Origin of the sequence: Acinetobacter sp. NBRC 100985, from assembly GCF_000241225.1 — a bacterium.
GTDB classification, from domain to species: Bacteria; Pseudomonadota; Gammaproteobacteria; order Pseudomonadales; family Moraxellaceae; genus Acinetobacter; species Acinetobacter venetianus.
Map to the genome: position 1 here is coordinate 1 of NZ_BAEB01000014.1, position 21968 is coordinate 21968.

23 protein-coding genes are annotated in these 21968 nt (G+C 40.8%); 11 read left to right on the top strand and 12 right to left on the bottom strand.

Annotated elements, in window-relative coordinates; translation table 11 throughout:
* Nucleotides 1–184 (top strand): 4Fe-4S dicluster domain-containing protein (locus tag ACT4_RS04060; RefSeq protein ID WP_007480059.1); only part of this gene is annotated, 184 nt, incomplete at its 5' end.
* A 127-nt stretch (nucleotides 185–311) separates the two neighbouring features.
* On the opposite strand, the gene ACT4_RS04065 is transcribed toward ACT4_RS04060, so the two are convergent.
* The 5 genes from ACT4_RS04065 to ACT4_RS04085 all read right to left on the bottom strand — a co-directional run bounded on the left by ACT4_RS04065 (nucleotide 312) and on the right by ACT4_RS04085 (nucleotide 3095).
* A complete protein-coding gene (locus tag ACT4_RS04065; protein ID WP_007480061.1) occupies nucleotides 312–503 on the bottom strand; it encodes a zf-HC2 domain-containing protein in 192 nt (63 codons plus the stop codon).
* Nucleotides 497–1114: an RNA polymerase factor sigma-70 gene (locus ACT4_RS04070; protein ID WP_007480063.1), complete on the bottom strand. Its 618-nt coding sequence runs from the start codon at nucleotides 1112–1114 to the stop codon at nucleotides 497–499. The genes ACT4_RS04065 and ACT4_RS04070 overlap by 7 nt, the downstream gene beginning before the upstream one ends.
* A 14-nt stretch (nucleotides 1115–1128) precedes the next feature.
* Nucleotides 1129–1860: a DUF2063 domain-containing protein gene (locus ACT4_RS04075; RefSeq protein ID WP_007480065.1), complete on the bottom strand. Its 732-nt coding sequence runs from the start codon at nucleotides 1858–1860 to the stop codon at nucleotides 1129–1131.
* The gene (locus ACT4_RS04080) at nucleotides 1857–2723 is read right to left on the bottom strand and encodes a DUF692 domain-containing protein (protein ID WP_007480067.1); all 867 of its coding nucleotides are present in this window, start codon (nucleotides 2721–2723) and stop codon (nucleotides 1857–1859) included. The genes ACT4_RS04075 and ACT4_RS04080 overlap by 4 nt, the downstream gene beginning before the upstream one ends.
* Nucleotides 2724–2789: 66 nt before the next feature.
* Nucleotides 2790–3095 (bottom strand): hypothetical protein, encoded by a 306-nt coding sequence (locus tag ACT4_RS04085; RefSeq protein ID WP_004876572.1) that lies wholly within the window; start codon nucleotides 3093–3095, stop codon nucleotides 2790–2792.
* 163 nt (nucleotides 3096–3258) lie between these two features.
* On the opposite strand from ACT4_RS04085, the gene ACT4_RS04090 reads away from it, so the two are divergent.
* On the top strand, nucleotides 3259–3879 hold the full coding sequence (locus tag ACT4_RS04090; protein ID WP_007480068.1) for a DoxX family protein: 621 nt from the start codon (nucleotides 3259–3261) through the stop codon (nucleotides 3877–3879).
* Nucleotides 3880–3947: 68 nt separating this feature from the next.
* On the opposite strand, the gene tusA is transcribed toward ACT4_RS04090, so the two are convergent.
* Nucleotides 3948–4205 carry a sulfurtransferase TusA gene (tusA, locus tag ACT4_RS04095; RefSeq protein WP_004876567.1) on the bottom strand — a complete coding sequence of 86 codons (258 nt, stop codon included), beginning with the start codon at nucleotides 4203–4205 and terminating at the stop codon, nucleotides 3948–3950.
* A gap of 175 nt (nucleotides 4206–4380) precedes the next feature.
* On the opposite strand from tusA, the gene ACT4_RS04100 reads away from it, so the two are divergent.
* On the top strand, nucleotides 4381–5220 hold the full coding sequence (locus ACT4_RS04100; protein ID WP_007480070.1) for an HlyC/CorC family transporter: 840 nt from the start codon (nucleotides 4381–4383) through the stop codon (nucleotides 5218–5220).
* Nucleotides 5217–6776 (top strand): apolipoprotein N-acyltransferase, encoded by a 1560-nt coding sequence (lnt, locus tag ACT4_RS04105; protein ID WP_007480072.1) that lies wholly within the window; start codon nucleotides 5217–5219, stop codon nucleotides 6774–6776. The genes ACT4_RS04100 and lnt overlap by 4 nt, the downstream gene beginning before the upstream one ends.
* 65 nt (nucleotides 6777–6841) lie before the next feature.
* On the opposite strand, the gene ACT4_RS04110 is transcribed toward lnt, so the two are convergent.
* From ACT4_RS04110 to gspF, 3 genes are all read right to left on the bottom strand, one after another.
* Nucleotides 6842–7186 (bottom strand): hypothetical protein, encoded by a 345-nt coding sequence (locus ACT4_RS04110; protein ID WP_007480074.1) that lies wholly within the window; start codon nucleotides 7184–7186, stop codon nucleotides 6842–6844.
* A gap of 262 nt (nucleotides 7187–7448) precedes the next feature.
* Nucleotides 7449–8060, bottom strand: a complete 612-nt coding sequence (gene gspG / locus ACT4_RS17620) for a type II secretion system major pseudopilin GspG (RefSeq protein ID WP_007480075.1) — start codon at nucleotides 8058–8060, stop codon at nucleotides 7449–7451.
* An 8-nt stretch (nucleotides 8061–8068) separates the two neighbouring features.
* Nucleotides 8069–9274, bottom strand: coding sequence for a type II secretion system inner membrane protein GspF (gspF, locus tag ACT4_RS04120; protein ID WP_004876557.1), 1206 nt, complete (start codon nucleotides 9272–9274; stop codon nucleotides 8069–8071).
* Between the two features lie 161 nt (nucleotides 9275–9435).
* Here gspF and ACT4_RS04125 point away from each other — a divergent pair, with 161 nt between their 5' ends.
* The 3 genes from ACT4_RS04125 to hslO all read left to right on the top strand — a co-directional run bounded on the left by ACT4_RS04125 (nucleotide 9436) and on the right by hslO (nucleotide 14511).
* The gene (locus ACT4_RS04125; RefSeq protein ID WP_374750064.1) at nucleotides 9436–11661 is read left to right on the top strand and encodes a primosomal protein N'; all 2226 of its coding nucleotides are present in this window, start codon (nucleotides 9436–9438) and stop codon (nucleotides 11659–11661) included.
* Between the two features lie 37 nt (nucleotides 11662–11698).
* Nucleotides 11699–13516 carry a cation:proton antiporter gene (locus ACT4_RS04130; protein ID WP_007480078.1) on the top strand — a complete coding sequence of 606 codons (1818 nt, stop codon included), beginning with the start codon at nucleotides 11699–11701 and terminating at the stop codon, nucleotides 13514–13516.
* Between the two features lie 119 nt (nucleotides 13517–13635).
* Nucleotides 13636–14511, top strand: a complete 876-nt coding sequence (gene hslO / locus ACT4_RS04135; protein WP_007480079.1) for an Hsp33 family molecular chaperone HslO — start codon at nucleotides 13636–13638, stop codon at nucleotides 14509–14511.
* An 86-nt stretch (nucleotides 14512–14597) separates the two neighbouring features.
* Here hslO and ACT4_RS04140 read toward each other — a convergent pair whose 3' ends face one another.
* Nucleotides 14598–15494 carry a LysR family transcriptional regulator gene (locus ACT4_RS04140; RefSeq protein WP_034604593.1) on the bottom strand — a complete coding sequence of 299 codons (897 nt, stop codon included), beginning with the start codon at nucleotides 15492–15494 and terminating at the stop codon, nucleotides 14598–14600.
* Nucleotides 15495–15599: 105 nt separating this feature from the next.
* Here ACT4_RS04140 and ACT4_RS04145 point away from each other — a divergent pair, with 105 nt between their 5' ends.
* From ACT4_RS04145 to ACT4_RS04160, 4 genes are all read left to right on the top strand, one after another.
* Nucleotides 15600–16211: a nitroreductase family protein gene (locus tag ACT4_RS04145; protein WP_007480081.1), complete on the top strand. Its 612-nt coding sequence runs from the start codon at nucleotides 15600–15602 to the stop codon at nucleotides 16209–16211.
* Nucleotides 16208–17065 carry a DMT family transporter gene (locus tag ACT4_RS04150; protein WP_007480082.1) on the top strand — a complete coding sequence of 286 codons (858 nt, stop codon included), beginning with the start codon at nucleotides 16208–16210 and terminating at the stop codon, nucleotides 17063–17065. Before ACT4_RS04145 ends, ACT4_RS04150 begins: the two co-directional genes overlap by 4 nt.
* Before the next feature lie 88 nt (nucleotides 17066–17153).
* Complete coding sequence (locus ACT4_RS04155; RefSeq protein ID WP_007480083.1) at nucleotides 17154–18116, top strand: DnaJ C-terminal domain-containing protein; 963 nt, start codon at nucleotides 17154–17156, stop codon at nucleotides 18114–18116.
* A gap of 11 nt (nucleotides 18117–18127) precedes the next feature.
* Entirely contained in the window at nucleotides 18128–18454 is a 327-nt protein-coding gene (locus ACT4_RS04160; protein WP_004876542.1) for a chaperone modulator CbpM, read from the top strand.
* Nucleotides 18455–18479: 25 nt separating this feature from the next.
* Here the strand turns inward: ACT4_RS04160 and ACT4_RS04165 are convergent, their stop codons facing one another.
* Nucleotides 18480–19703, bottom strand: a complete 1224-nt coding sequence (locus ACT4_RS04165) for a magnesium transporter CorA family protein (protein ID WP_007480085.1) — start codon at nucleotides 19701–19703, stop codon at nucleotides 18480–18482.
* A 114-nt stretch (nucleotides 19704–19817) separates the two neighbouring features.
* Nucleotides 19818–21905, bottom strand: coding sequence for a polyribonucleotide nucleotidyltransferase (gene pnp, locus ACT4_RS04170; protein ID WP_171054773.1), 2088 nt, complete (start codon nucleotides 21903–21905; stop codon nucleotides 19818–19820).
* Nucleotides 21906–21968: the final 63 nt, after the last annotated feature.

Below are 21968 nucleotides of genomic sequence, written 5' to 3' on the forward strand. Positions count from 1 at the left end.
TGCTCAACGCTACTGCCCTGCTGGTGTTTATGAAATCATGGAAAATGATGATGGTTCTAAGCGTTTCCAAATCAATGCTGCAAACTGTGTCCACTGTAAGACATGTGACATTAAAGATCCGTCACAAAATATCACTTGGGTAACGCCTGAAGGCGGTGGTGGTCCTAACTATCCAAATATGTAACTTCGGATAGTCTGGCGGAGCTTTAGCCGCTTCTCATACCCTAACATGTAATTTTAGATAATGTGGTCACGCCTAATGCCTGCCATATAATTAAATAAAAAGCCTCAATTCATTGAGGCTTTTTATTTTAATCTTTCTGCTCTTCATCAAATCGCTTATATGCTTTAGACAATACACTCAGCGTTTTCATTTGCTTACCAAAACGTCGACATGAACGACATATCATCAAATGAAATTGTAAACCACTCTGTTCTTTCAACAACAGTTGTCGATCTTGTTGTTCAGAAAGTAACTGCGTTGCTTGTCGACAGGTCAACATGAGCAATCCTCCTGAAGTAACCATTTATTTTCCAAACACTCACGTAATCGTGCTCGGCTGCGATACATTAAAACATTGAGATTCGAAACCGTAAGTTCCAGCTTTTCACATATTTCATCAGAGCTGAGTTCTATCATTTCCCGCAACATAAAAACTTGTGCGTACTTTGCAGGTAAATGATTCAAACATGCATCGAAAATCATCCAAAAATCTTGTTGCTCCATCATTTCTTCAGGATTTTGCCATGCTTTTGGCATCTCTGATTTTTGCCAATGTCCAGCAGCATCAAACAGCGCATCCACGCTTAACTCGCTGTCATCATCATGAAATAGCTCACTCATGCTAACCAGACGTGTTTTTTGTCGAATCGAATCAACGATCTTATTTTTCAGAATCGCAAACACCCACGTTTTAAATGCTGCACGCCCTGAAAATGATTCGACATGCTGCAAAGCACTCACTAAAGCCTCTTGCACCACATCTTCGGCTTGATGAAATGAGGAGAGTTGCAATACTGCAAACTTCATCATTTGCTGCCTTAAATCATGCAAAAAAACAGGATTTTGTAGTTGTTGAATGAACTCGTCATTGTTGGTAGCAGCCTGAGCCATCTCCTGACCTCATCCTATTGTTCTGGGATATACAATAAATCTAACTCAGTTAATCGTTCAGATAATAGCTTCAGTTGTTGCTCTACTTCTGGTGCAGATAAGTCTGGCAACGTCGTGTCTATCAACTGCTTAAGCTCTGGTTTAGTCAAGGCTCTCTGATTGAGTTGTTCAATCAAATAAGCGAATAATGGAGATAATGGTTCAACACAAACCCGATGATGATTTCGCCAAACCATCACTGCGCTCGGTGAATACTCAAAGTCTTGGTGTTCAATTGTCCAAAGATAAACTGGATATTGATAAACCAAAATCCAAATGTGTGTGTTCAATTGCCAAGCTGACGCTGATGAGAAAGTTTTCTCTTCGATTTCAACCGTATCTAAATAGAGTTCCAGCCATTCAAATTGTAATAACTCCGCTAACCACGGATATTCTTGTAAGATTGGATGTTGTTGCTCATCAAGATATTCTCTGAATTGCAGTGAAATATCATTATAAAATGGTGATTGATTTTGAGCATTTTGAAAGAAATCTTGCAGCAAAGCCTGCCATTTCGTCTCAGATAATAGCGTTCGGGCAATCGGATACACCAAGTTAATAAATGAACTGACATTATTGAACAATAAGGTTCGATAAACCTGCATTCGCTCTGTTGCAAATTCTGCTGGAAGATCTGATCGAGGGTCACGAACCCATGCACAAAATGCCTGCTGAGTTTGCTGCAGAGGACTTTTATTCATCTTCATGCTTTTACCTCACTTGAGGTATTTAAGGTATTGGTATGAAGTGATTGTGGATAGCTAAATTGATGTTGTAAGTCCTTGATTATATCTAGCTCATGCTGAAGTTGCTGCCACGTCGGAATATTAAAATCACGTTCTAACAAGGTCGGCTTTACACCACCAGTTTGGTAGGTATATGCCAACAATTCCCACACAGGATCACAGACATTTTCCCCATGCGTATCAATCAACAAATCATCGCTCACTTGTTCATGACCAGCAATATGTAGATATCGAATCCGATCTTTCGGCATCGCATCAATAAAAGCATATGCATCTGTTTGATGGTTCTTACTATTCACATAGACATTATTTACATCAAGCAATAATTCACAGTCTGCGCGTGTAATCACTTCATGAACAAAATCACTTTCGCTCATTTCTGCATTCGGCATGAGATACGTTGAAACATTCTCCAGAACTAAACGTTGTCCTAAAATATCTTGTACACGCAAGACCCGTTCAACCACATAGTCCACTGCTTCTTCTGTCATCGGAATCGGCAACAGATCATATAAATAACCACCATCATTGGTATAACTCAAATGCTCGGAATAAGTCAGTACCTGATGTTGTTTTAAAAAATCTCTTACTTGATGCACAAACTCAAGATTAAGTGGATGCGGCCCGCCGATAGATAAGGAAAGCCCATGACAAACTAATCGCGACTTTTCCAAACATTGAGCCAATAACTTTGCATGTCGCCCACCAAAACCCATCCAGTTCTCAGGTGCAACTTCGATAAAATCAGGATGTTGGTCTGCTTGTAAAAACGTATCAATAAAATCACGTCTTAAACCCAGTCCAGCACCAGTGAAAGCAACCATTTGCATTCCTTTTCAATGATGACAACAACTTTATAACGTTGTTGTCATCACCGATCATTTAATTGATTAGTGTGCACCGCATTTTGCATCAGCCATTTTTTTATCTGCGCCACACTTCGCATCAGCCATTTTTTTGTCAGCACCACATTTCGCATCAGCTGCTTTTTTGTCAGCGCCACATTTTGCTTCAGTTGTTTTGTGCTGTTGTTTGGCTTTATTTGCACCACATTTTGCTTCACCACATTTACCATCAGCAGCTTTGGTCACATGGGTTTCAGTTGTCGTTGAAGCCGCAGAGACATGTGTTGTTGCACCAACCATAGATAATGCAACTAAAGCAGCGACTGAAGTCATCGAATTTAACTTATTCATTTTGAAGTTCCTTTTAAATCAATTTGGGGTTTTGTACTTAGGTACATGTTATTAGACGAGCGACCACTCAATTTATTACAGTTAAAAAATAATTTTTTTCTTGTAAGAAACTAAATCCTCAACCGACTAATAACTATTCAATACGAGTCGGTGTGAAATCCTCATGAATAAATTTATTTATCCTTTATTGTTACGCTATCAGAATTTTTGTTCGCATTTAAAACATTTCGACGGAATTGCAGCACTTTCGTTAAGGTTATTTCTTGTCCCAGTGTTTTGGATGGCAGGTTCGAATAAGCTTGCTCATTTTGCAGATACCGTTGAATGGTTTGGTAACCCCGATTGGGGCTTAGGCTTACCCTTTCCAACACTGATGGCAACACTAGCAACTTCTGCTGAGCTGGGTGGTGCCATTTTACTCGCACTGGGTTTGGCAACTCGGTGGATCAGTATTCCCCTGATGATCACAATGCTCGTCGCGATATTTACTGTGCATCTACCCAATGGTTGGCAAGCGATTGCCGACCCACAAGCACCTTTTGCGAATGTGCAAGTGATGGCGTCCGCTGAAAAATTAGAGAAAGCAAGAGAAATTTTAATGACTTATGGCAATTATGACTGGCTCACATCGAATGGCTCATTTGTTATTTTAAATAATGGAATTGAGTTTGCAGCAACCTATTTTGTGATGTTACTTGCGTTAATTATGTTAGGTGGTGGTCGTTATGTGAGTGTGGATTATTGGTTAAATCACTGGATTGAAAAGTTTCATGGTAAAAAATAACTACTGTTTGTAATATGATTTTGCATATACCTCCCAATACGGGAGGTAAGTAATATTAAAAAAGAGAATTAGCCTTTTTGCACCAAATAACGATATTCAGTATTGCTATTTTCATCAAGGCTCTCTTCTTTGAGCAAAAGCTCATGCCCTAAATGCATACAAAATTTTGGAATATCCCAAGATGTAGAAGGGTCAGTTGCCAATACTTCCACAATGTCACCCGCTTTGGCTTTTCGGATTGCTTGATGCAACATCATAACAGGCTCAGGACAACGTAAACCTCTGGTATTTAGCTGAACACTAGGAACTTTTGCTGCTTCAGACATCATTAAACTCAAATATTCTAATTTTCATATTTTAACATAAAGTGACTATATAAAAATCACCAACAATATTTTGAAAAACTGTACGTTTTTTGCATCGTTTTATTGATGCATATCCGCTTTATCTTCGGTATGATGAAAATCATCTAATTGATATAGAGAGTCTTTAGGAAAGATCATGGTCGAGGAATCCAGTCCGTCGTGGGGTATGCGTGGCTTAAGAAAATGGTTAGGTACCGCACCTGAAACCCGCGATGAATTACTCAAGTTAGTTCAAAATTCGCGTCGCTTTTTAGAGCCAGATACTGTTGCTATGCTTGAGGGTGTTCTAGATCTACCAGCAACAAAAATTCGAGAAGTGATGACCCCGCGTACAGCAATTATTAGCTTACAAGAGGATGATCAACTCTTTGATATTTTAGATGTCTTAATTGAATCAGCACATTCACGCTTCCCTGTGTTTTCGGCTGATCAAAGTGACAACGTGGTTGGTATTCTACTAGCAAAAGACCTTTTACCATTTCTCACTGAACGTAATGTCAATGTTGATATTCGTGCATTGATGCGCCAACCTGTTTTCGTACCCGAGAGTGCGCGTTCGGATCAAGTGTTGCGTATGCTTAAAAATACGCAAACACATATCGCAATCGTCATTGATGAATATGGGTCAACCTCTGGTTTAGTCACACTCGAAGATATTCTTGAAGAAATCGTCGGTGAAATCGAGGATGAACATGATATTGCAGATGAAGAAGCGCTCTATATTGTTCCAGACAATGACCCAACGACTGCAAATACGTGGATTGTTCAAGCACTTACACCAATCGAACATTTCAACACTATTTTAGATGCAGATTTTTCTGACGATGAAGTTGAAACTATGGGCGGTCTGCTTCTACAAGAAATTGGTCTCGTCAGCGATCTACAAGGACAAACGATTGAACTTGGCGATTGGCAATTCACCATTATCGAAGCAGATGCACGCACTATTCATCTGATTCGAGCTGTACGTCAATGAGAAGCTATTTTGAAAAGCTGTTAAATCCATCCCAATCACAAAAACAGCTCCCTTTTATTTTTCCACTTTTGATTGCACTCATTTCGGGTGCAATCTTTAGCTTGGCACTCGCACCTTATTATTTTTGGTGGCTTGCGATTTTATCACCAGCATTATTGTATGCGGTTTTACGCCAGCGAGGACCTAGACAAGCCTTTGTTTTAGGTTGGGCTTATGGCTTTGGTTTATGGTTTGTCGGCGCATTTTGGCTCTATACCTCCATTCATACCTACGGCGATACCAATGCGTTCTTAAGCATTTTGATGATTGTCTTTATGGCAACAGCAATGGGCTTATTTACAGCATTTCAAACATGGCTCTATCGTCGGTTCTTTCCAGAAACACCTTTGACCTTTGCGCCACTTTGGGTACTTTTTGAATGGGCGAAAACATGGGTATTTACTGGTTTCCCTTGGCTGTTTGCAGGTTATGCATTTACTGAGCGATTACTTGACGGCTATGCGCCTTTATTTGGGGTGTATGCGGTTTCCTTCGTTGTGATCGTACTTGCATGTGCTTTAGTTGAAATCCTAAATAAACGTTTCTTTTGGGTTATTCCCTCTGCTCTGCTGGTTCTAGGTGCTTGGGGAGCTGGATTTATTCAATTCGTGCAACCCAAAGCAGCAAAACCACTCAGCGTTTCGTTAATTCAAGGCAATATTCCTCAAGACCTTAAATGGTTAACGGAATATCAAGTTAAGACTTTAGAGATTTATGCCGGATTGAGTCGAGCTGAATGGGGACGTGATCTGATTGTATGGCCAGAATCGTCTATTCCACTCTTCCAAACTGATATTCCAGAGTTTTTAAAAGCAATGGATGTTCAAGCGAAAAAATCAGATACGGCTTGGGTGACAGGTATTCCCTATTGGGATATGGCAAAATCGCAACAAGTTGGCGAACCACTGTATTACAACAGTATCATGGCATCAGGCAGTGATTCCTATGGTTTATATAAAAAGCAACGCTTAGTTCCATTTGGTGAGTACATTCCATTGTCAGGTTTACTGAAATGGGTGCTTCCAGCAATGCAAAATGACGTGAGTATGAGTGGTTTTTCACGCGGTGAAGCCAATCAAAAACCGTTAATGGTTAAAGGACACGCCTTGGCAGCCGCGATTTGCTATGAAGTTGCTTATCCTAATCTAACTCGTCGTAATGCATCAGACAGTGATTTCTTGATTACCGTATCCAATGATGCTTGGTTTACAGGAACTGCTGGACCTTGGCAGCATCTACAGATGGTACAAATGCGTGCCAAAGAAAATGGTCGCTGGTTTATTCGTGCTACCAATACAGGTGTGACTGCGTTTATTGATCAGAATGGTCATATCGTCAAACAAGCACCGATGGATGAAGAGTTTGTATTACGTGGTGATTTACCTGCAATGCAAGGGCAAACACTTTACAACCGACTCAGTGATTATCCGATTTTAATCTTCTCACTGTTATTACTGATGATGGGTTGGATTTATCGCCCGAAGAAAGTAGATATTTCTTTCAAATCTCGTCGATAAACTAAAAAGAGCGTTTTTAAATAAAACGCTCTTTTTTGATGAATGAAAATTTTTTGTTGTTTAGACTATAAAGCAAGTGATAATTGAACTGATAAATAAGCCACTAAACTCGATAAAAACAGCATTGGCACATAACCATAGGCTTTAAATAATATTTGCTCATATTTTGAAATGATTTCATCGTTATGCCAAACACTTGTTTTTAAAGCACTCAAGAAACAAAGCACAAACCATGCACTTAACATCGTCAACGCGAAGAACCCTATCATAATCTGACTACTGCCTTCAGCCGCTTGCCATAAACTTAATGCAGCTTGACTCATTGGTAATAAACTGAGAATAAAGGCGACAGATTTGAGCATTGCCCAATGAAACTGATTCAGTTCATTCAACACAAAAAATGCTTTCATCCGACTCCCCCATACCTGATTTAAATGATCTGAATTTATTATGCAAAGCTTTGATATAAAGGAAAAGTCTATTTTTCTTCTTATTTCCTGTTTCTTGTAACTATTAAATATGGGAATAATTCTTATTATAAATCTCACATATCAACTATTATAATAAATATATATTTTTTAAGGTCTTAACTACATTTATCGAATCAAGAAACATTATCACTTCACTCTCAATTTATTTAATTAAAAATGAAGTGATTATTTTAATCAAACATTAGGGTTGATAATAAATATCAGCGTCATTCCCTTCACCACCTTCTTTACCATCAGCGCCAAAAGAATATAAATCAAATGAGCGCCCATCTCGACCTGGGATAACATACTGTAAATCATTTTCCCAACTATCTTTAGGATAACCACCTTTGACATAACCACCCGGTAACCAATTCTTTGCAGAAGCAGGTTGATTGACTAATGCATCCAAACCGCCATCTTGCATCGATGGGTAACGTCCATTATCTAATTTATATTGATCTAATGCGCCAGCAACACCTTTTAAGGTAATGCTTGTGGTATCTACTTTTGCTTTTTCACCGCGACCCATTACATTCGGGACGATCAGTGCAGCTAAAACGCCTAAAATAACAATCACCACCATCACCTCGATTAGGGTGAATCCAGAGACCCGAGAAAACCGAGTATTGCTCGGTCGGGTCGCAAGACGAGCAACTGTGTTGTGAGTGCGAGGATCATCAGCGCAAGATGAGAAGCTATGCTTCGAGTGGCAAGATACCGCAAGGCGAGAAGCTATGCTTCGAGTGGCAGGATTAAGATTATTCTCAGCATGCTGTTCATGGATTGAATTCTTCATTTTCATCTCAAACATCAAATTTCCTAGATCATATTGTTCATATTAATAATTGGTAACATTACCGCAATCACAATCACCAACACAATCGCAGCCATAAAAATCAGCATCAAAGGTTCTAGCAACGCCAACAATGTCGAAATAAAAGCTGTGACTTCGCGATCTTGCATCGTCGATGCTCGGTCTAGCATCCGATCTAGCTCACCCGATGCCTCACCGCTTCGAATCATTTGTACCATCATTGGGGGGAAATAACCGCAACGTTCTAACTGTGTTGCCAAATTACCACCTTCTGTTACACGCTCCATGGCAACTTCGATGGAATCCCGAATTACCCAGTTATTACTTACCTCTGCACCGATTCGTAATGCTTCAACTAAAGGAACACCTGAACGCGTCAAAATAGAGAGCGTACTAGCAAAACGTGCAGCGTTTATACCACGCGAAAGTTTACCAAATAGTGGCAATTTGAGTGTTAATCGGTCAAATGCGTAATGTCCTGCTGTTGTTCTCAAAAATCGCGTAAATACAATCATCGCAATCACAGCAAGAATCAGCATCGCAATCCATGTCTGTCGGATAAATGCACTTGCTTTCATTAAAACCACAGTGATCCACGGCAATGCTTCCTTGCTTTGCTCAAAAGTTTTGACGATCTCAGGGACAACATAAGTCATCAATCCCATCACAATTCCAAATGACATGAGCATTAAGATAATCGGATAGATCATTGCACCTTGGATCTTCTTCTGCATGGCAAAACGGTTTTCAGTATAGTCAGAAAGTTGGTCTAGAATTAGATCCAAATGCCCCGAACGTTCGCCTGCTGCCACCGTTGCAATATACAGCTCAGGGAAGCGACCTGACTGTTGCATACTTTGTGCCAGTGAATGACCTTCCAGTACCTTCGAACGCACAGCAATGAGAAGATTTTGAACATGGGATTTTTCACTTTGCTTGCTCACTGCTCTGAGTGCTTCTTCCAGTGGAATACCTGCTGCGACAAGCACTGAAAGCTGACGAGTCATCAAAGCAAGATCATAGGCACTAAAACTCTTTCTAAACCAAGCACGTTGTTGTTGCTTATCTTTTTGCTCAACGGCGTCAACTGAAATGGGTGTCCATTCTTTGTCACGCAATTGTTGGCGAATCTGGCGTGCAGAATCCCCTTCGAGTACGCCTTTATGTTGCTTTCCAGAAGCATCTAATGCAGTAAATTGATAAGCAGGCATGGTTCTGTTCTAATTGTCCCAAAATAGTTGTTGTTACCGTTGTATCCGTATTGCGGATGAGGAACGAGAGTTCCACAAGAAATTCATCGACATAACCAGCAGCACTTTAGCATAATTCTATGACATGAAGTCATGCGATTTTAAACATGAATGAAGCCTATATGCCTACCGAAAATTCTAACGCGACGCTCTACCGTATTCGAGTTGCAATACCCGTATATGTCTATGACACCTTTGACTATACAGTCAACGCGGAGCAATATGCCCAAGCGCAAATCGGCGCTCGTGTAGCAATCTCTTTCGGAAGACAAAATCTAGTTGGCATCATTACCGAAAAGGTCGATCCTAACGAAGCTTTTACAGGACAGTTCAAGTTAAAAGCCATCACTGAATTACTCGATAAGGAAGCCATCTTAGACCAACAAGTTTTAACTTTATTGACATGGTCTGCACAGTATTATCAATTTCCAATTGGCGAAGTCATGCAAAGTGCCTTACCCAGTTTACTGAGGCAAGGTCGCGCACTGGATATTTTATTTCACCAATGGCAAATCCTGCCCCACGACGACCCGAATGCTTTATTGAAACGCTCTCAGAAACAATATGATGCTTATCAAGTCTTAAAATTACACCCACATGGTACAACCGAAAATGTACTCAACCTGAGTGGTGTCGAAACTGCCACACTCAAAGCATTAGAAAAGAAGCAACTGATTGAATGTCGTTTAGAACCACATGATTTTACGCCGATGCCTGTGCAACTGGCGCAAATGCCGTTGACACCAAATGAAGATCAGAAAAAAGCGATCCAACAGATCGTGAAAGCACAGCATCATTACCAAGCCTTTTTACTCGATGGTTTGACGGGAAGTGGTAAAACTGAAGTCTACTTACAAGTTATGCATGAGGTACTAAAACAAGGCAAGCAAGTTCTCGTACTCGTTCCTGAAATCGGCTTGACGCCACAAACTGTTGCTCGATTTAAATCACGATTTCATTGTGATGTGGCCTTACTCCATTCAGGGTTAAATGACTCGAAACGATTACAAGCATGGCAACATGCACAGACCGGCAAAGCATCGATTGTGATCGGTACACGTTCCGCAATTTATACACCGATGCCAAATCTTGGCTTGATTATTTTGGATGAGGAACATGACCTCTCCTTTAAACAGCAAGAGGGCTTCCGCTATCACACGCGAGATGTCGCATTATATCGAGGACATTTACAAGGTTGCCCTGTGATTTTAGGTTCAGCAACCCCAAGCTTAGATAGCTACCATCTCGTAGAATCAGGCAAATTACATTTGCTTGAGCTGAATCAGCGTGCAGGTATTGCGGTATTACCCAAAATGCATGTGATTGATTTAAAAATCGCAAAGAAGCAGCATGGCATCAGCCAAAACTTGATTGATCAAATCAAACTGACGTTAGAAAAAAAAGAACAAGTGCTGATTTTTTTAAATCGACGTGGCTATGCGCCGATCTTGATGTGTGAAAGTTGTGGTTGGCAAGCAAACTGTCCACATTGTGATGCACATTTTACATTGCATTCTCAGCCTTATCATTATTTGCATTGCCATCATTGCGGTACGATTCATCGCCTACCTGATCATTGCCCTGAATGCCAAAAACAAACCTTAAAAAGTATCGGTGCAGGCACAGCAAAACTGGAAGAACATTTACAGGAACTGTTTCCGCATCATGATGTGATTCGGGTAGATCGAGACAGTACCAGTCGGGTCGGCAGTTGGCAGAAGATTTATGATCGTATCCAACAAAATAAGCCGAGCATTTTACTAGGCACACAAATGCTAGCGAAAGGGCATCATTTTCCACATGTCACTTTAGTTGCGATTTTAGATATTGATGCAGGTTTACTGAGTGTTGACCCTCGCGCACCTGAACGTACAGCACAGTTAATTGTCCAGGTCGCGGGGCGTGCAGGTCGTGGAGAACATAAAGGTAATGTTTATCTACAAAGCTTACGTCCAGATCACCCGATGCTGACTACATTGATTGAGCATGATTATCGAACTGTGGCAAAGCAAATGCTGGCTGAACGTAAAATTGCCATGCTGCCGCCTTATCGATATGCAGCATTGGTGCGAGTCGAATCAAAAAATCGAGAATATAGCCAACAATTCTTGAGTGAAGCAGCACAACAGCTGAGAACAATGGCCGCTGAAATTGTCGATATTTGGGGCCCTATCCCTGCACCAATGGAGCGTAAAGCAGGACGTTATCGTGCGCATATGGTGATTTTATCTGCCGATCGAGCAAAACTGCATTTTTATTTGCGTCAATGGTGGCAACAAGTGGTACATTTACCTCGTCAGCATCAGCTCAGGCTATCGATTGACATTGATCCACAAGAGTTTAGTTAAATTCTCTATTTAAAAACATAAAAATTTGAGGCAATAAATGTCTTTACTGCTACAAATCATTTTTTTACTGATTGCGACTTTAATTCTTGTTCCGCTCGCAAAACGCTATAGCTCAACTACAGTTTTAGGTTATCTAATCGCAGGGCTGTTGCTTGGTTCTCAAGGATTAGGGTTCATAGACGACCAACAGCTTATTCAGCCAATCATGCATCTTGGAATGATCATGCTGATGTTTTTTGCTGGCTTTGCTTTTCGTCCACAAAAACTATGGATAGAGCGTCGTAGTATCATTAAAAATAGCGGTTTAGCACTTGCTGTTTTATCCCTCCTATTCAGTAGTTTAAGTTTTGCGCTCATCCATGATTTATTCAGCAGTATTCTGATTGGATGTATGTTGGCATTTGCCTCCACCAATATCGTCCAACAATTATTACAGCACAAACAACAACTCAATACATCCTTTGGGCAGGCATCTTTAGCTTCGCTACAATTTCAAATATTTGTGACCGTGATTTTGATTGCTCTGTTTCCTCTGCTTGAAGACACAGCCTCGACACGTCATGGAATCGCGTATTTTGCAGCAATTATTGCCACGATTTCAGGCTTATTTCTCGCCAGTCGCTACATTGTTCGTCCTGCATTTCGTTATTTAGTTCGTCGTAAAAGCATTGAATTAATTCCTGCACTCGGCTTATTTGTGGTTTTGTCGGTGATTCTGCTCATGGAGGTTTTAAATATCCATGTGTTGATTGGTGCATTTCTTGCGGGATTACTTTTGGCTGAAACTGAGTTTAAAGCCGAAGTTGCAAGGGTTATTGAACCCTTTAAAGACATTGCAATTGGCTTATTTTTTCTTGCGATTGGTTTAAGTATTTCATTAGTTCCATTGTATCAATCGCCTATTTTTATCTTCGTTGCAATCCTTGTGCTGGTTTTGGTCAAAGCACTCGTGATTGGGACGATTTATTATTTCCAACATCGCCGAATGGAGAACAGTCTGCTTGTTGCCGTCGCTTTGGCACAGTGTGGTGAACTTTCACTCATTTTGTTCAAACTTGCAGAAGATGAGCAGCTTCTCTCCAAAGATCTGCTACAACCTATGTTCTTAATCGTGGTAGGTTCTATGTTGCTAACGCCACTCCTTTACTGGCTCATGCATAGCAAAATATTACCCACCATTCAGAAAAAAGCACCTATCACAGCAGCAGAAGTTCCTCAGCATCCTATAGTCATTGTTGGCTTTGGTCGATTTGGGCAAGTGATTGGGCGGACGCTGCATGCTCAAGGTCTAAAATTTAGCGTCATTGACAGTAACCAACCTGATGCCGAATTTATTGAGCAATATGGGCATTATTTTTTAGATGCTGATGTCACTCAAGTTGAGAACTTACGCGCAGCTGGAATTGAATATTGTAAGCTTCTGATTTTAGCAATCGACGATGTCGAAGATTGCATGAATCTGGCAAGACATTTACGTCTTAACTACCCTGATCTGAATCTTTTTGTACGAGCACGTGATCGCCATCATGCTCATCTATTAGATAGCTTAGGTATTCAACACGTATGGCGTGAAACTTATGCATCATCACTTGAAATGGCAGCACAAGCTTTAATTGAAACAGGCTTATCTGCAACTGATGCACATACGCAAATCGAATGTTTCCGCGTAGAAGATCAAAGGTTACTGGAGCAGCAACATGGATCACATCCAGATGACGATTCCGTTGAGGCTTATCCGAATGCAATCGCTGAACTTGAGTATTTGTTTGAAAATACAAAAACTTTGCCTCTAGATCGTTTGAACAGTAACCAAAACGAACAAAGTGATGCAAATTCATCCAATGAAACAACTTGAGTTTTGCTAAACAGACACCATTATTGACTGCATAACCATTCACCTTCTTATAAAGCTGAAAGAGCTTTTCAAAGCAAAGCGTTGCTTTGTTTTCCCTATACGGGGTATTGGAGAAAAATATGTCTGATTTACGCCAACGCTTTTATATCGAAGACTGCCCTGTTCGCGGTGAAGTGGTTCATTTAGAAGAAACACTACAAACTATTCTTGCACAACGAGACTATATGCCTGCGGTACAAAGCCTGTTAGGTGAAATGCTCAGTGCAACCGCATTACTCGCAAGTACGCTTAAAATTCGTGGCCGAATTAGCTTACAAATTCAGGCAAATGGCACATTCAAGTGGGCAATGGCTGAGTGTAATCATCTCGGTGAAGTTCGTGCACTTGCTGATTATGAAGAAGATCCACGGTTTTTAGAGGGTAGCGATAGCAGAACTGTACTTACTGCACTTTCAAATCCTGTGCTGTTCATCAATATTGAACCTGAACACGGCGAACGCTATCAAGGGATCGTACCGCTTGACCAACCCACATTGGCGGGTTGTTTGATGCAATATTATGATTTGTCTGCACAAATCCCGACTCGGATTGTATTGGCAACTAATGCTCAACGTTCAGGTGGTTTACTGATTCAGCTATTGCCTCGTAATGATGAAGAAGAGCAAAAACTTGTTGATGAAGATCTATGGCCGCGTTTGACCATGCTGACTGAAACGCTAAAACCAGAAGAACTAACTGATCTTTCGGCGAATGAAATCTTGTACCGTCTCTACAATGAAGAAGAAGTTCGTCTCCCAGAGATTGAACAATTAAAGTTTGGCTGTACTTGTTCTAAAGAGCGTTGTGCCAATGCCTTGATCCAAATTGGTGTCGATGCCGTACATGAAACTTTAGAAGCACAGAATCCAATTCAAATGGACTGTCAGTTCTGTAATACCCGTTATGAATTCACTGCTGAAGAAGCATTGGGTTTATTTGGTGAACATTTGAGTTAATCAATTTTGGTGGAGAAAGTACATTGTGCTTTCTCCATCGCTTCAATCCTTTATCAATATTAAAAATAATGTGCACAATGGCATTATCAATTATCCATCTTTTTAAATTGTTCAACTAAAAAATCTATAAAAACACGGATCTTGGGTGCTAAGTGTTGTCTTGATGGATAAATTGCATATTGTGTAACCTCCGTTGTTGACCAGTCCTGTAATACCTCCTGCAAAACACCAGTCTGTAAATCCTGTTGTACATACGGCCGTGGAATTAAACTGACCCCAAACCCCGCCCTTAACGCATCTCGAACCGCTAAACTTGATGTCACAGAATAACGCGCCTTCACTGCAACCTCCTCAACTTGCTCATTTTTACGAAATGTCCATACATCAGCTTGATGTCCATAGGGAAAACGGATGTGTTCCAAATCCCGTAACTCCATAGGCGTTTGCGGTGTACCGTGTATTTCAAAAAAATTGGGTGTCGCACATAACACCAATGGCATAACCGTCAGCTTTCTTGCAACCAAACGAGAGTCATCCAACTGACCATAACCTCGAATTGCAAGATCAAAACCCTCCTGTACGAGATCAACTCGCCGATCATCCAAATGCATCTCAAGCTTTAAGTCAGGATAAGCAGATAAAAAATCAGGAATGGCTTCAGAAAGATAAATTAAGGTTGTAGTCATGGGAGCGCTGACTTTAAGCACGCCATGCGGTGATGCTTTGGCATTAAAAATCATCTCTTCAGCTTCAATCAAAGCATCAAGCCCACGAACTAAGTGTTCTAGATAGATTTTACCTTCCTCCGTTAAAGACATGCGACGCGTCGTTCGATGAATTAAACGAACACCTAAATGCGCTTCTAACTCGGCCACGCTTTTACTAATTGTTGGAGCGGATAGGCCTAACTGACGTCCTGCTGCTGCAAAACTCCCCTGTTCTGCAACCTGCCGAAACACTTGAAATAATGTATATCGATCCACCCTATTATTTCCAATGAGTAAATAGTGAATTTTAAAACTACCCAATTGTTCACTAATGAGCAAGTACCTATACTTTTTTTATTCTTTTGAATTGAGTAAATCACTATGCAACAAGCTCTCCGACTCATTGAACAGCGTGTTTCTGTGAACCGTTTTGACCCAGACCACACCTTATCGCAGCAAGAAATTGAACAACTTGTTCGATTGGCGACTCGAGCACCGACCGCATTTAACCTACAAAATTGGCGTTTCATCGCAGTTCAAAGTACAACGCTCAAACAACAACTATTTACCTTGAGTTATGGGCAAAGAAAAGTCATGGATGCAGCTGTAACCTTTATCATTTGTGGTCAGCTTCCGAATGCGGAGCATCTATCTCAACGCCTAGAGCCATTTCTAGAAACGGGCCTCATGCCTAAAACCATGGCAAATGATTGGCAAGAGAATGCCCAAGCACTTTACAGTCATCCTGAAACTGCAAGAGATGAAGCAATACGTTCAGCAACTTTAGGAACAGCAACGCTGATGTATGCAGCAGAAGCGATGGGCTGGAGTTCAGGCCCTATGATTGGATTTGATCACCAAGCAGTCAGCAACCTATTTTCACTTGGAGCAGATGAAATTCCTGTACTGATGCTCCCAGTCGGGCGCTCAGCAGAGGGTAATTGGCCGCAAAAACCACGCCGCCCACTCAGTGAGGTGTTAGATATCCTATGAAAACGCATCATGCCAATCTTTTAATCACAGCAATTGCCCCATTGGCATGGGGCAGTACCTATATTGTCACGACAACGACTTTAGCAAACTTCTCCCCGATGGTCGTTGCCATGTTGCGCGCATTGCCTGCTGGATTGTTGCTCTTGTTACTAACTCGACAGCTTCCAACAGGTCGTTGGTGGTTACATACATTTATTCTCGGTGCTTTAAATATCACACTTTTTCTTAGCTTGTTATTTGTTGCTACCTATCGTTTGCCTGGTGGTGTCGCAGGTACTGTGCTGTCATCACAACCTTTGATCATTATTATGCTCTCGGCTGTTTTGCTCTCAAGTAAAATTCGACCTTTGGCTATTTTTGCTGCACTAATCGGAATGGGTGGTGTTTCACTGCTCGTTCTTACAGCAGACACCACACTTGACCCAATCGGTATTGTTGCAGGTCTTGCGGGGGCGACCTCTATGGCACTCGGTATGATTTTAACTCAGAAATGGCAAGCACCCATTTCAGCCTTAACCCTCAGTGCATGGCAGCTTACCGCAGGTGGTTTACTGCTATTACCACTGATTTGGTTGTTTGATCAGCCCATTCATATGCCTTCTTCCCTTAATCTCCTAGGATTAACATGGCTTAGTCTCATGGGAGCTGCATTTAGTTATAGTCTATGGTTTAGAGGTCTTCAATTTTTAAATGCTAATGTGATTTCCTCACTCTCACTGCTTAGTCCATTCACAGCAGTTTTACTCGGTTGGTGGTTCTTAGACCAGTCGCTTACAACATTACAGATCATCGGAATCATACTGGTTTTAGTGAGTATTTGGTTTAGCCAATACGCCAACAATCAGCATCGCTAAACAACAAGTCTTATACAATCGTAACTATTGAAATTGCTCGGATTCGTTTCATAATGAAGGAAACACATAATTATCTTAATTAAATATCATGGCAAAAAATTATTATGAAGAGCTAGGTGTTTCCAGAGATGCCTCAGCAGATGAAATTAAAAAATCGTATCGGAAACTGGCCCGTAAATATCATCCAGACGTGAGTAAAGAAGCCGATGCTGAAGCAAAAATGCAAGCGATTAATGTTGCCTATGACACGCTAAGCGATGCCACTAAAAAGGCTGAATATGATCAAATGCTGGATCATCCACAAGGTTTTAGTGGCTTTGGACAAGGCGCAGGAGGATTCAACCAAGGAGGAGGCGGATTTGATGGTTCTCAGTTCTATCGCCAAAGTTCTGGTGATGGTGCTGATTTCAGTGGATTTGAAGATTTATTTGGCCGTTTTGGTTCTGGCTTTGGTGGCGGTCAACAACGTTCTCAACGCCAGCAACGTAGTTACAAGGGTGAAGACCAACATGCCAGTATTCAGGTTGATTTAGACATCGCCTATCATGGTTCAACTCAACAAATCACCTTACAAATCCCAACCTATAATGTATATGGTGAACCTGAAGTCCAGCGTAAAACTTTAGAAGTTAAAATTCCAAAAGGAATGAAAGAAGGTCAGCAAGTCCGCTTAAATGGACAAGGTCAAAGTGGAATCAACGGCGGCGAAAATGGTGATCTCTATATTGAAATCCAATATAAGGATACCGATCTCATCCGTGTAGAAGGCGCTGATGTTTATCAAACCATTGATGTGAGTCCATGGGAAGCAGGACTAGGACAAAGTATTGAAGTAAATACACCTGCTGGGCATTTAAAAGTGAATTTACCGAAAAATGCCAAAAATGGGCAACAACTACGTTTAAAAGATAAAGGGATTCCGAATAAAACTGCTGGTCATCTCTATCTAATTATTAATATTGTTTTACCGCCAGCGCACAGTGAGCAAGAGCAGCAAGCTTATCAACAATTTGCCGATGCCTTTGCTTCATTTAGACCACGTGCCTCATAAGGAGTAAGATCATGACAACCATTCAATACAAAGAAATTCAATATGACGGTCACTGCCAAGTTGAAATCATTGATGAACAATTGGCACTTGATCTAGAGCACTTCGCAGAAGCTTGCGGTCAAAGTACTGACTGGGTGTTGAAGTTAATTGATTATGATATTTTGCAGATCAAAGTTGATCCACAAAATTATCAATTCATTGGTGAAGATGTCAGTCGTGCCAGACGTGCTTATCGTTTACAACGTGACTTTGATGCCAGTTTATCTGCTGTCGCGGTGATGTTAGATTTAATTGATGAAGTACAGCAGCTCCGTAAACAACTGAAGCATTTTCATTAAACTCATATCAATGACTAAGTGATATCTATTTCAACTTAGTCATTTTCTCCACTTCTTTTAAGGTTTGCTTGATCGGTTCATAATCTAAAAACCAAAGTAGGTTTAAATTACGCTGCTTATGTTGTTGCGCTAGCAGATCAATCACACTGCGCTCTCCTCGCCCAACCAGATGTTGCTGATAAAAATAGTAAAGCAATAACACTGTACTCAGAAGCATCACAGCCAACATAATCCAGAACCCAACAGGTGATTTTAATCCGGGAATAAACTCAAAGTTCATTCCATAAATACCTGTGAGTAAAGTTAGTGGTGCAAACACAGCCGTAATAATCGCCAAAATACGCATATTCTCATTGGTTTGATTGGCGATGGCAGAAAAGTGTAAATCTATAGCAGACTGGATCGCATTTCTCAGCCGTAAAGTATGTTTTTGCACACGCTCCACATGACTCATTAAATCATTTAAACGTACCAATAAAATGTCTTGGGATTTATGCTTATGCTCACCCACGACATGATGATAATTATCAACCAACTCATCCCGAAACTCTTGTAAGGTTTCAATTTGCTCTTCGCATAAATTTTCAATTTGTTGGAATGCCATATCCTCATGGAATAATTGATGCCATTGTTTAAAACGACGATTTCCTTGCAATAATTGTTGTTGCCAATGCTCGACACGACGCGTCAATGGTGTGCGTAAATTCAAATAACCATCAATCATGCTGTTTAATAAACGTAGACACAGATCAGCGGGCGTATTCGGTAACTTTCTTGGTTTGTTTTGCTCAGCTGTCGGACGCTCCATAATCGTTTGGATTCGTTGAATATAATTTTCGACCGCTTTATTACCTTGTTCCCTGAGACTAATTAAAATATTTTGGCTGAGTACAAAACTCATCGGTGTCGTCGCTAAACCAAAAACACTTTCATGCGACTCTACTGAATTATCATTTTCATAGATTTGGTCATCAGGACTGATCAGTTTCCTAAAAACCAATAGATCATATTCTTCTACCGTATCAAATGCGCATGGATGTTCAATATTGAGTAGATCGCGCATATGGAATTCATTTAACGTCAAACCTGTATGTTCATAAATATTCTGCTGCCAAGTCTCAGTATGATTGACAAGATCTTGCCTTAAACTATCAACCCAAAGAAACTCAAGGCTATGCTCTGTTTGTTGTTCTGCACTAATAAAAATTGTGTTTTCACTGTTATGACGATAAAAATAATAAAGCTGCATAACGATAATATTCAATATTTTAATTAAAATAATAATGCCATAAAAAAAGCCCTGAGCAAGCCAAAGCAATTGCTTTGGCGATGCGCAAGGCGGGCTTTTTGTATATCGGAACGATTAAGCTTGTTCGATATCTTTCATTGTTAACTTGATACGACCACGGTTGTCGACATCCGCAACTTGTACTTTTACTTCTTGACCTTCTTTTAATACGTCAGTCACGTTGGCAATACGCTCATTTGAGATTTGCGAAATGTGAAGTAAGCCATCAGTACCTGGTAGGATATTTACAAATGCACCGAACTCGACGATACGAATTACTTTACCTGCATAAATCGTTCCTGGCTCAACTTCAGCAGTAATCGCTTGGATTTTTGCAATTGCAGCTTTAGCCGCTGCTTTAGTTTCACCAAATACGCGAACTGTACCGTTGTCTTCGATGTCAATCGCAGCTTTAGTCTCTTCTGTAATTTGACGGATTGTTGCACCGCCTTTACCAATTACATCGCGAATCTTGTCTGGATTGATGTTGATTACTTCGAATGTTGGCGCGTGAGCACTGATTTCAGCACGAGCACGTGAAATGACTTTGTTCATTTCATTTAAGATGTGCATACGACCAGCAAATGCTTGGTTTAATGCAACTTCCATGATCTCTTCAGTAATACCTTCGATCTTGATATCCATTTGAAGTGCAGTAATACCGTTTGCAGAACCTGCTACTTTAAAGTCCATATCACCAAGATGGTCTTCGTCACCTAAGATATCAGAAAGAACTGCAAAACGTTCGCCTTCTTTTACTAGACCCATTGCAATACCAGCAACTGGTGCTTTAAGTGGAACACCTGCATCCATAAGCGCAAGAGATGCACCACAAACAGACGCCATAGAAGATGAACCATTTGATTCAGTAATATCAGATACAATACGAAGTACGTAAGGGAAACGATCAACTGGTGGAAGAACCGCTTGAACACCACGACGCGCTAAACGACCATGACCGATTTCACGACGCTTAGGACCTGATTCACGACCAGTTTCACCTACTGAGTACGCAGGGAAGTTATAATGCAACATGAAGTTATCAGTTTTCGTACCAGCTAAGGTATCAACCATCAAGGCATCACGTGTGTTACCTAAAGTTGCAGTTACAAGTGCTTGTGTTTCGCCACGTGTAAACAATGCTGAACCATGGGCACGACCCAATACACCCACTTGAACGTCAATACCACGAACGGTTTTAGTATCACGACCATCGATACGTGGCTTACCAGACAAGATGTTGTCACGTACGGTACGGTATTTAAGATCTTCGAATAAGAAATCAACTTCGTCTGCGATGCCATCAACATCTTCTTCAGGAACGAATTGAGTTTTAGCTTCTGTATAAAGTGCATCTAAAGCTGCATAACGATCTTGTTTTACTGCGATCGTGTACGCTTCAGAAATTTTTGCTTCAAAAGCTTCTTTTAATTTTGCACGTAATTCTTCGTTGTGTGTTGGAGCAACCCACTCAGATTCTTTCGCACCAACAGCTGCAGCAAATTCTTTGATTGCTTGTACAGCAATTTGCATTTCGTCATGACCGAAAAGTACAGCACCTAACATTTGGTCTTCTGAAAGTTCTTTCGCCTCAGATTCAACCATAAGTACTGCTGATTCTGTACCTGCAACGACAAGGTCAAGGTCAGATTGTGCAAGTTGTTCAAGTGTTGGGTTAAGAACATATTCACCATTGATCAAACCAACACGTGCGCCACCAATTGGACCACGGAACGGCGTACCTGCAATAGACAATGCAGCAGATGTACCTAACATTGCAGCAATATCAGCATCCATGGTTTTGTCAGAAGAAACAACAGTTGCAGTTACTTGGATTTCGTTGAAATAACCTTCTGGGAATAATGGACGGATTGGACGGTCAATCAAACGTGAAATTAAAGTTTCAGCTTCAGATGCACGACCTTCACGCTTGCCATAACCACCAGGGATACGACCAGCTGCATATTGTTTTTCTTGATAGTTAACAGTTAATGGGAAGAAATCTTGACCCGCTTTTGCTTTTGGTTGTGCAACAACAGCAACAAGAACAGTTACACCACCCATTGTGATTAAAACTGTATTTGCTTGACGTGCAACGCGACCCGTTTCTAAAACAACTTGATGTTGACCAAATTGGAATTCTTTACGAACGATATTAAACATTGACATGTATTGTATTTTCCTAGTTTCTTTTAAAACGTTATTCTAGTGAGACCCCTAAGGTTT

Coding starts and splice junctions, on each gene's coding strand:
- ACT4_RS04065 (WP_007480061.1), bottom strand. CDS start 503: ATGTTGACCTGTCGACAAGCAACGCAGTTACTTTCTGAACAACAAGAT.
- ACT4_RS04080 (WP_007480067.1), bottom strand. CDS start 2,723: ATGGTTGCTTTCACTGGTGCTGGACTGGGTTTAAGACGTGATTTTATT.
- ACT4_RS04165 (WP_007480085.1), bottom strand. CDS start 19,703: ATGCAGCTTTATTATTTTTATCGTCATAACAGTGAAAACACAATTTTT.
- ACT4_RS04125 (WP_374750064.1), top strand. CDS start 9,436: ATGCCTACCGAAAATTCTAACGCGACGCTCTACCGTATTCGAGTTGCA.
- gspG (WP_007480075.1), bottom strand. CDS start 8,060: ATGTTTGAGATGAAAATGAAGAATTCAATCCATGAACAGCATGCTGAG.
- ACT4_RS04155 (WP_007480083.1), top strand. CDS start 17,154: ATGGCAAAAAATTATTATGAAGAGCTAGGTGTTTCCAGAGATGCCTCA.
- ACT4_RS04070 (WP_007480063.1), bottom strand. CDS start 1,114: ATGGCTCAGGCTGCTACCAACAATGACGAGTTCATTCAACAACTACAA.
- ACT4_RS04150 (WP_007480082.1), top strand. CDS start 16,208: ATGAAAACGCATCATGCCAATCTTTTAATCACAGCAATTGCCCCATTG.
- ACT4_RS04100 (WP_007480070.1), top strand. CDS start 4,381: ATGGTCGAGGAATCCAGTCCGTCGTGGGGTATGCGTGGCTTAAGAAAA.
- tusA (WP_004876567.1), bottom strand. CDS start 4,205: ATGTCTGAAGCAGCAAAAGTTCCTAGTGTTCAGCTAAATACCAGAGGT.
- ACT4_RS04110 (WP_007480074.1), bottom strand. CDS start 7,186: ATGAAAGCATTTTTTGTGTTGAATGAACTGAATCAGTTTCATTGGGCA.
- ACT4_RS04085 (WP_004876572.1), bottom strand. CDS start 3,095: ATGAATAAGTTAAATTCGATGACTTCAGTCGCTGCTTTAGTTGCATTA.
- hslO (WP_007480079.1), top strand. CDS start 13,636: ATGTCTGATTTACGCCAACGCTTTTATATCGAAGACTGCCCTGTTCGC.
- ACT4_RS04160 (WP_004876542.1), top strand. CDS start 18,128: ATGACAACCATTCAATACAAAGAAATTCAATATGACGGTCACTGCCAA.
- lnt (WP_007480072.1), top strand. CDS start 5,217: ATGAGAAGCTATTTTGAAAAGCTGTTAAATCCATCCCAATCACAAAAA.
- pnp (WP_171054773.1), bottom strand. CDS start 21,905: ATGTTTAATATCGTTCGTAAAGAATTCCAATTTGGTCAACATCAAGTT.
- ACT4_RS04090 (WP_007480068.1), top strand. CDS start 3,259: ATGAATAAATTTATTTATCCTTTATTGTTACGCTATCAGAATTTTTGT.
- ACT4_RS04145 (WP_007480081.1), top strand. CDS start 15,600: ATGCAACAAGCTCTCCGACTCATTGAACAGCGTGTTTCTGTGAACCGT.
- ACT4_RS04130 (WP_007480078.1), top strand. CDS start 11,699: ATGTCTTTACTGCTACAAATCATTTTTTTACTGATTGCGACTTTAATT.
- gspF (WP_004876557.1), bottom strand. CDS start 9,274: ATGCCTGCTTATCAATTTACTGCATTAGATGCTTCTGGAAAGCAACAT.
- ACT4_RS04075 (WP_007480065.1), bottom strand. CDS start 1,860: ATGAAGATGAATAAAAGTCCTCTGCAGCAAACTCAGCAGGCATTTTGT.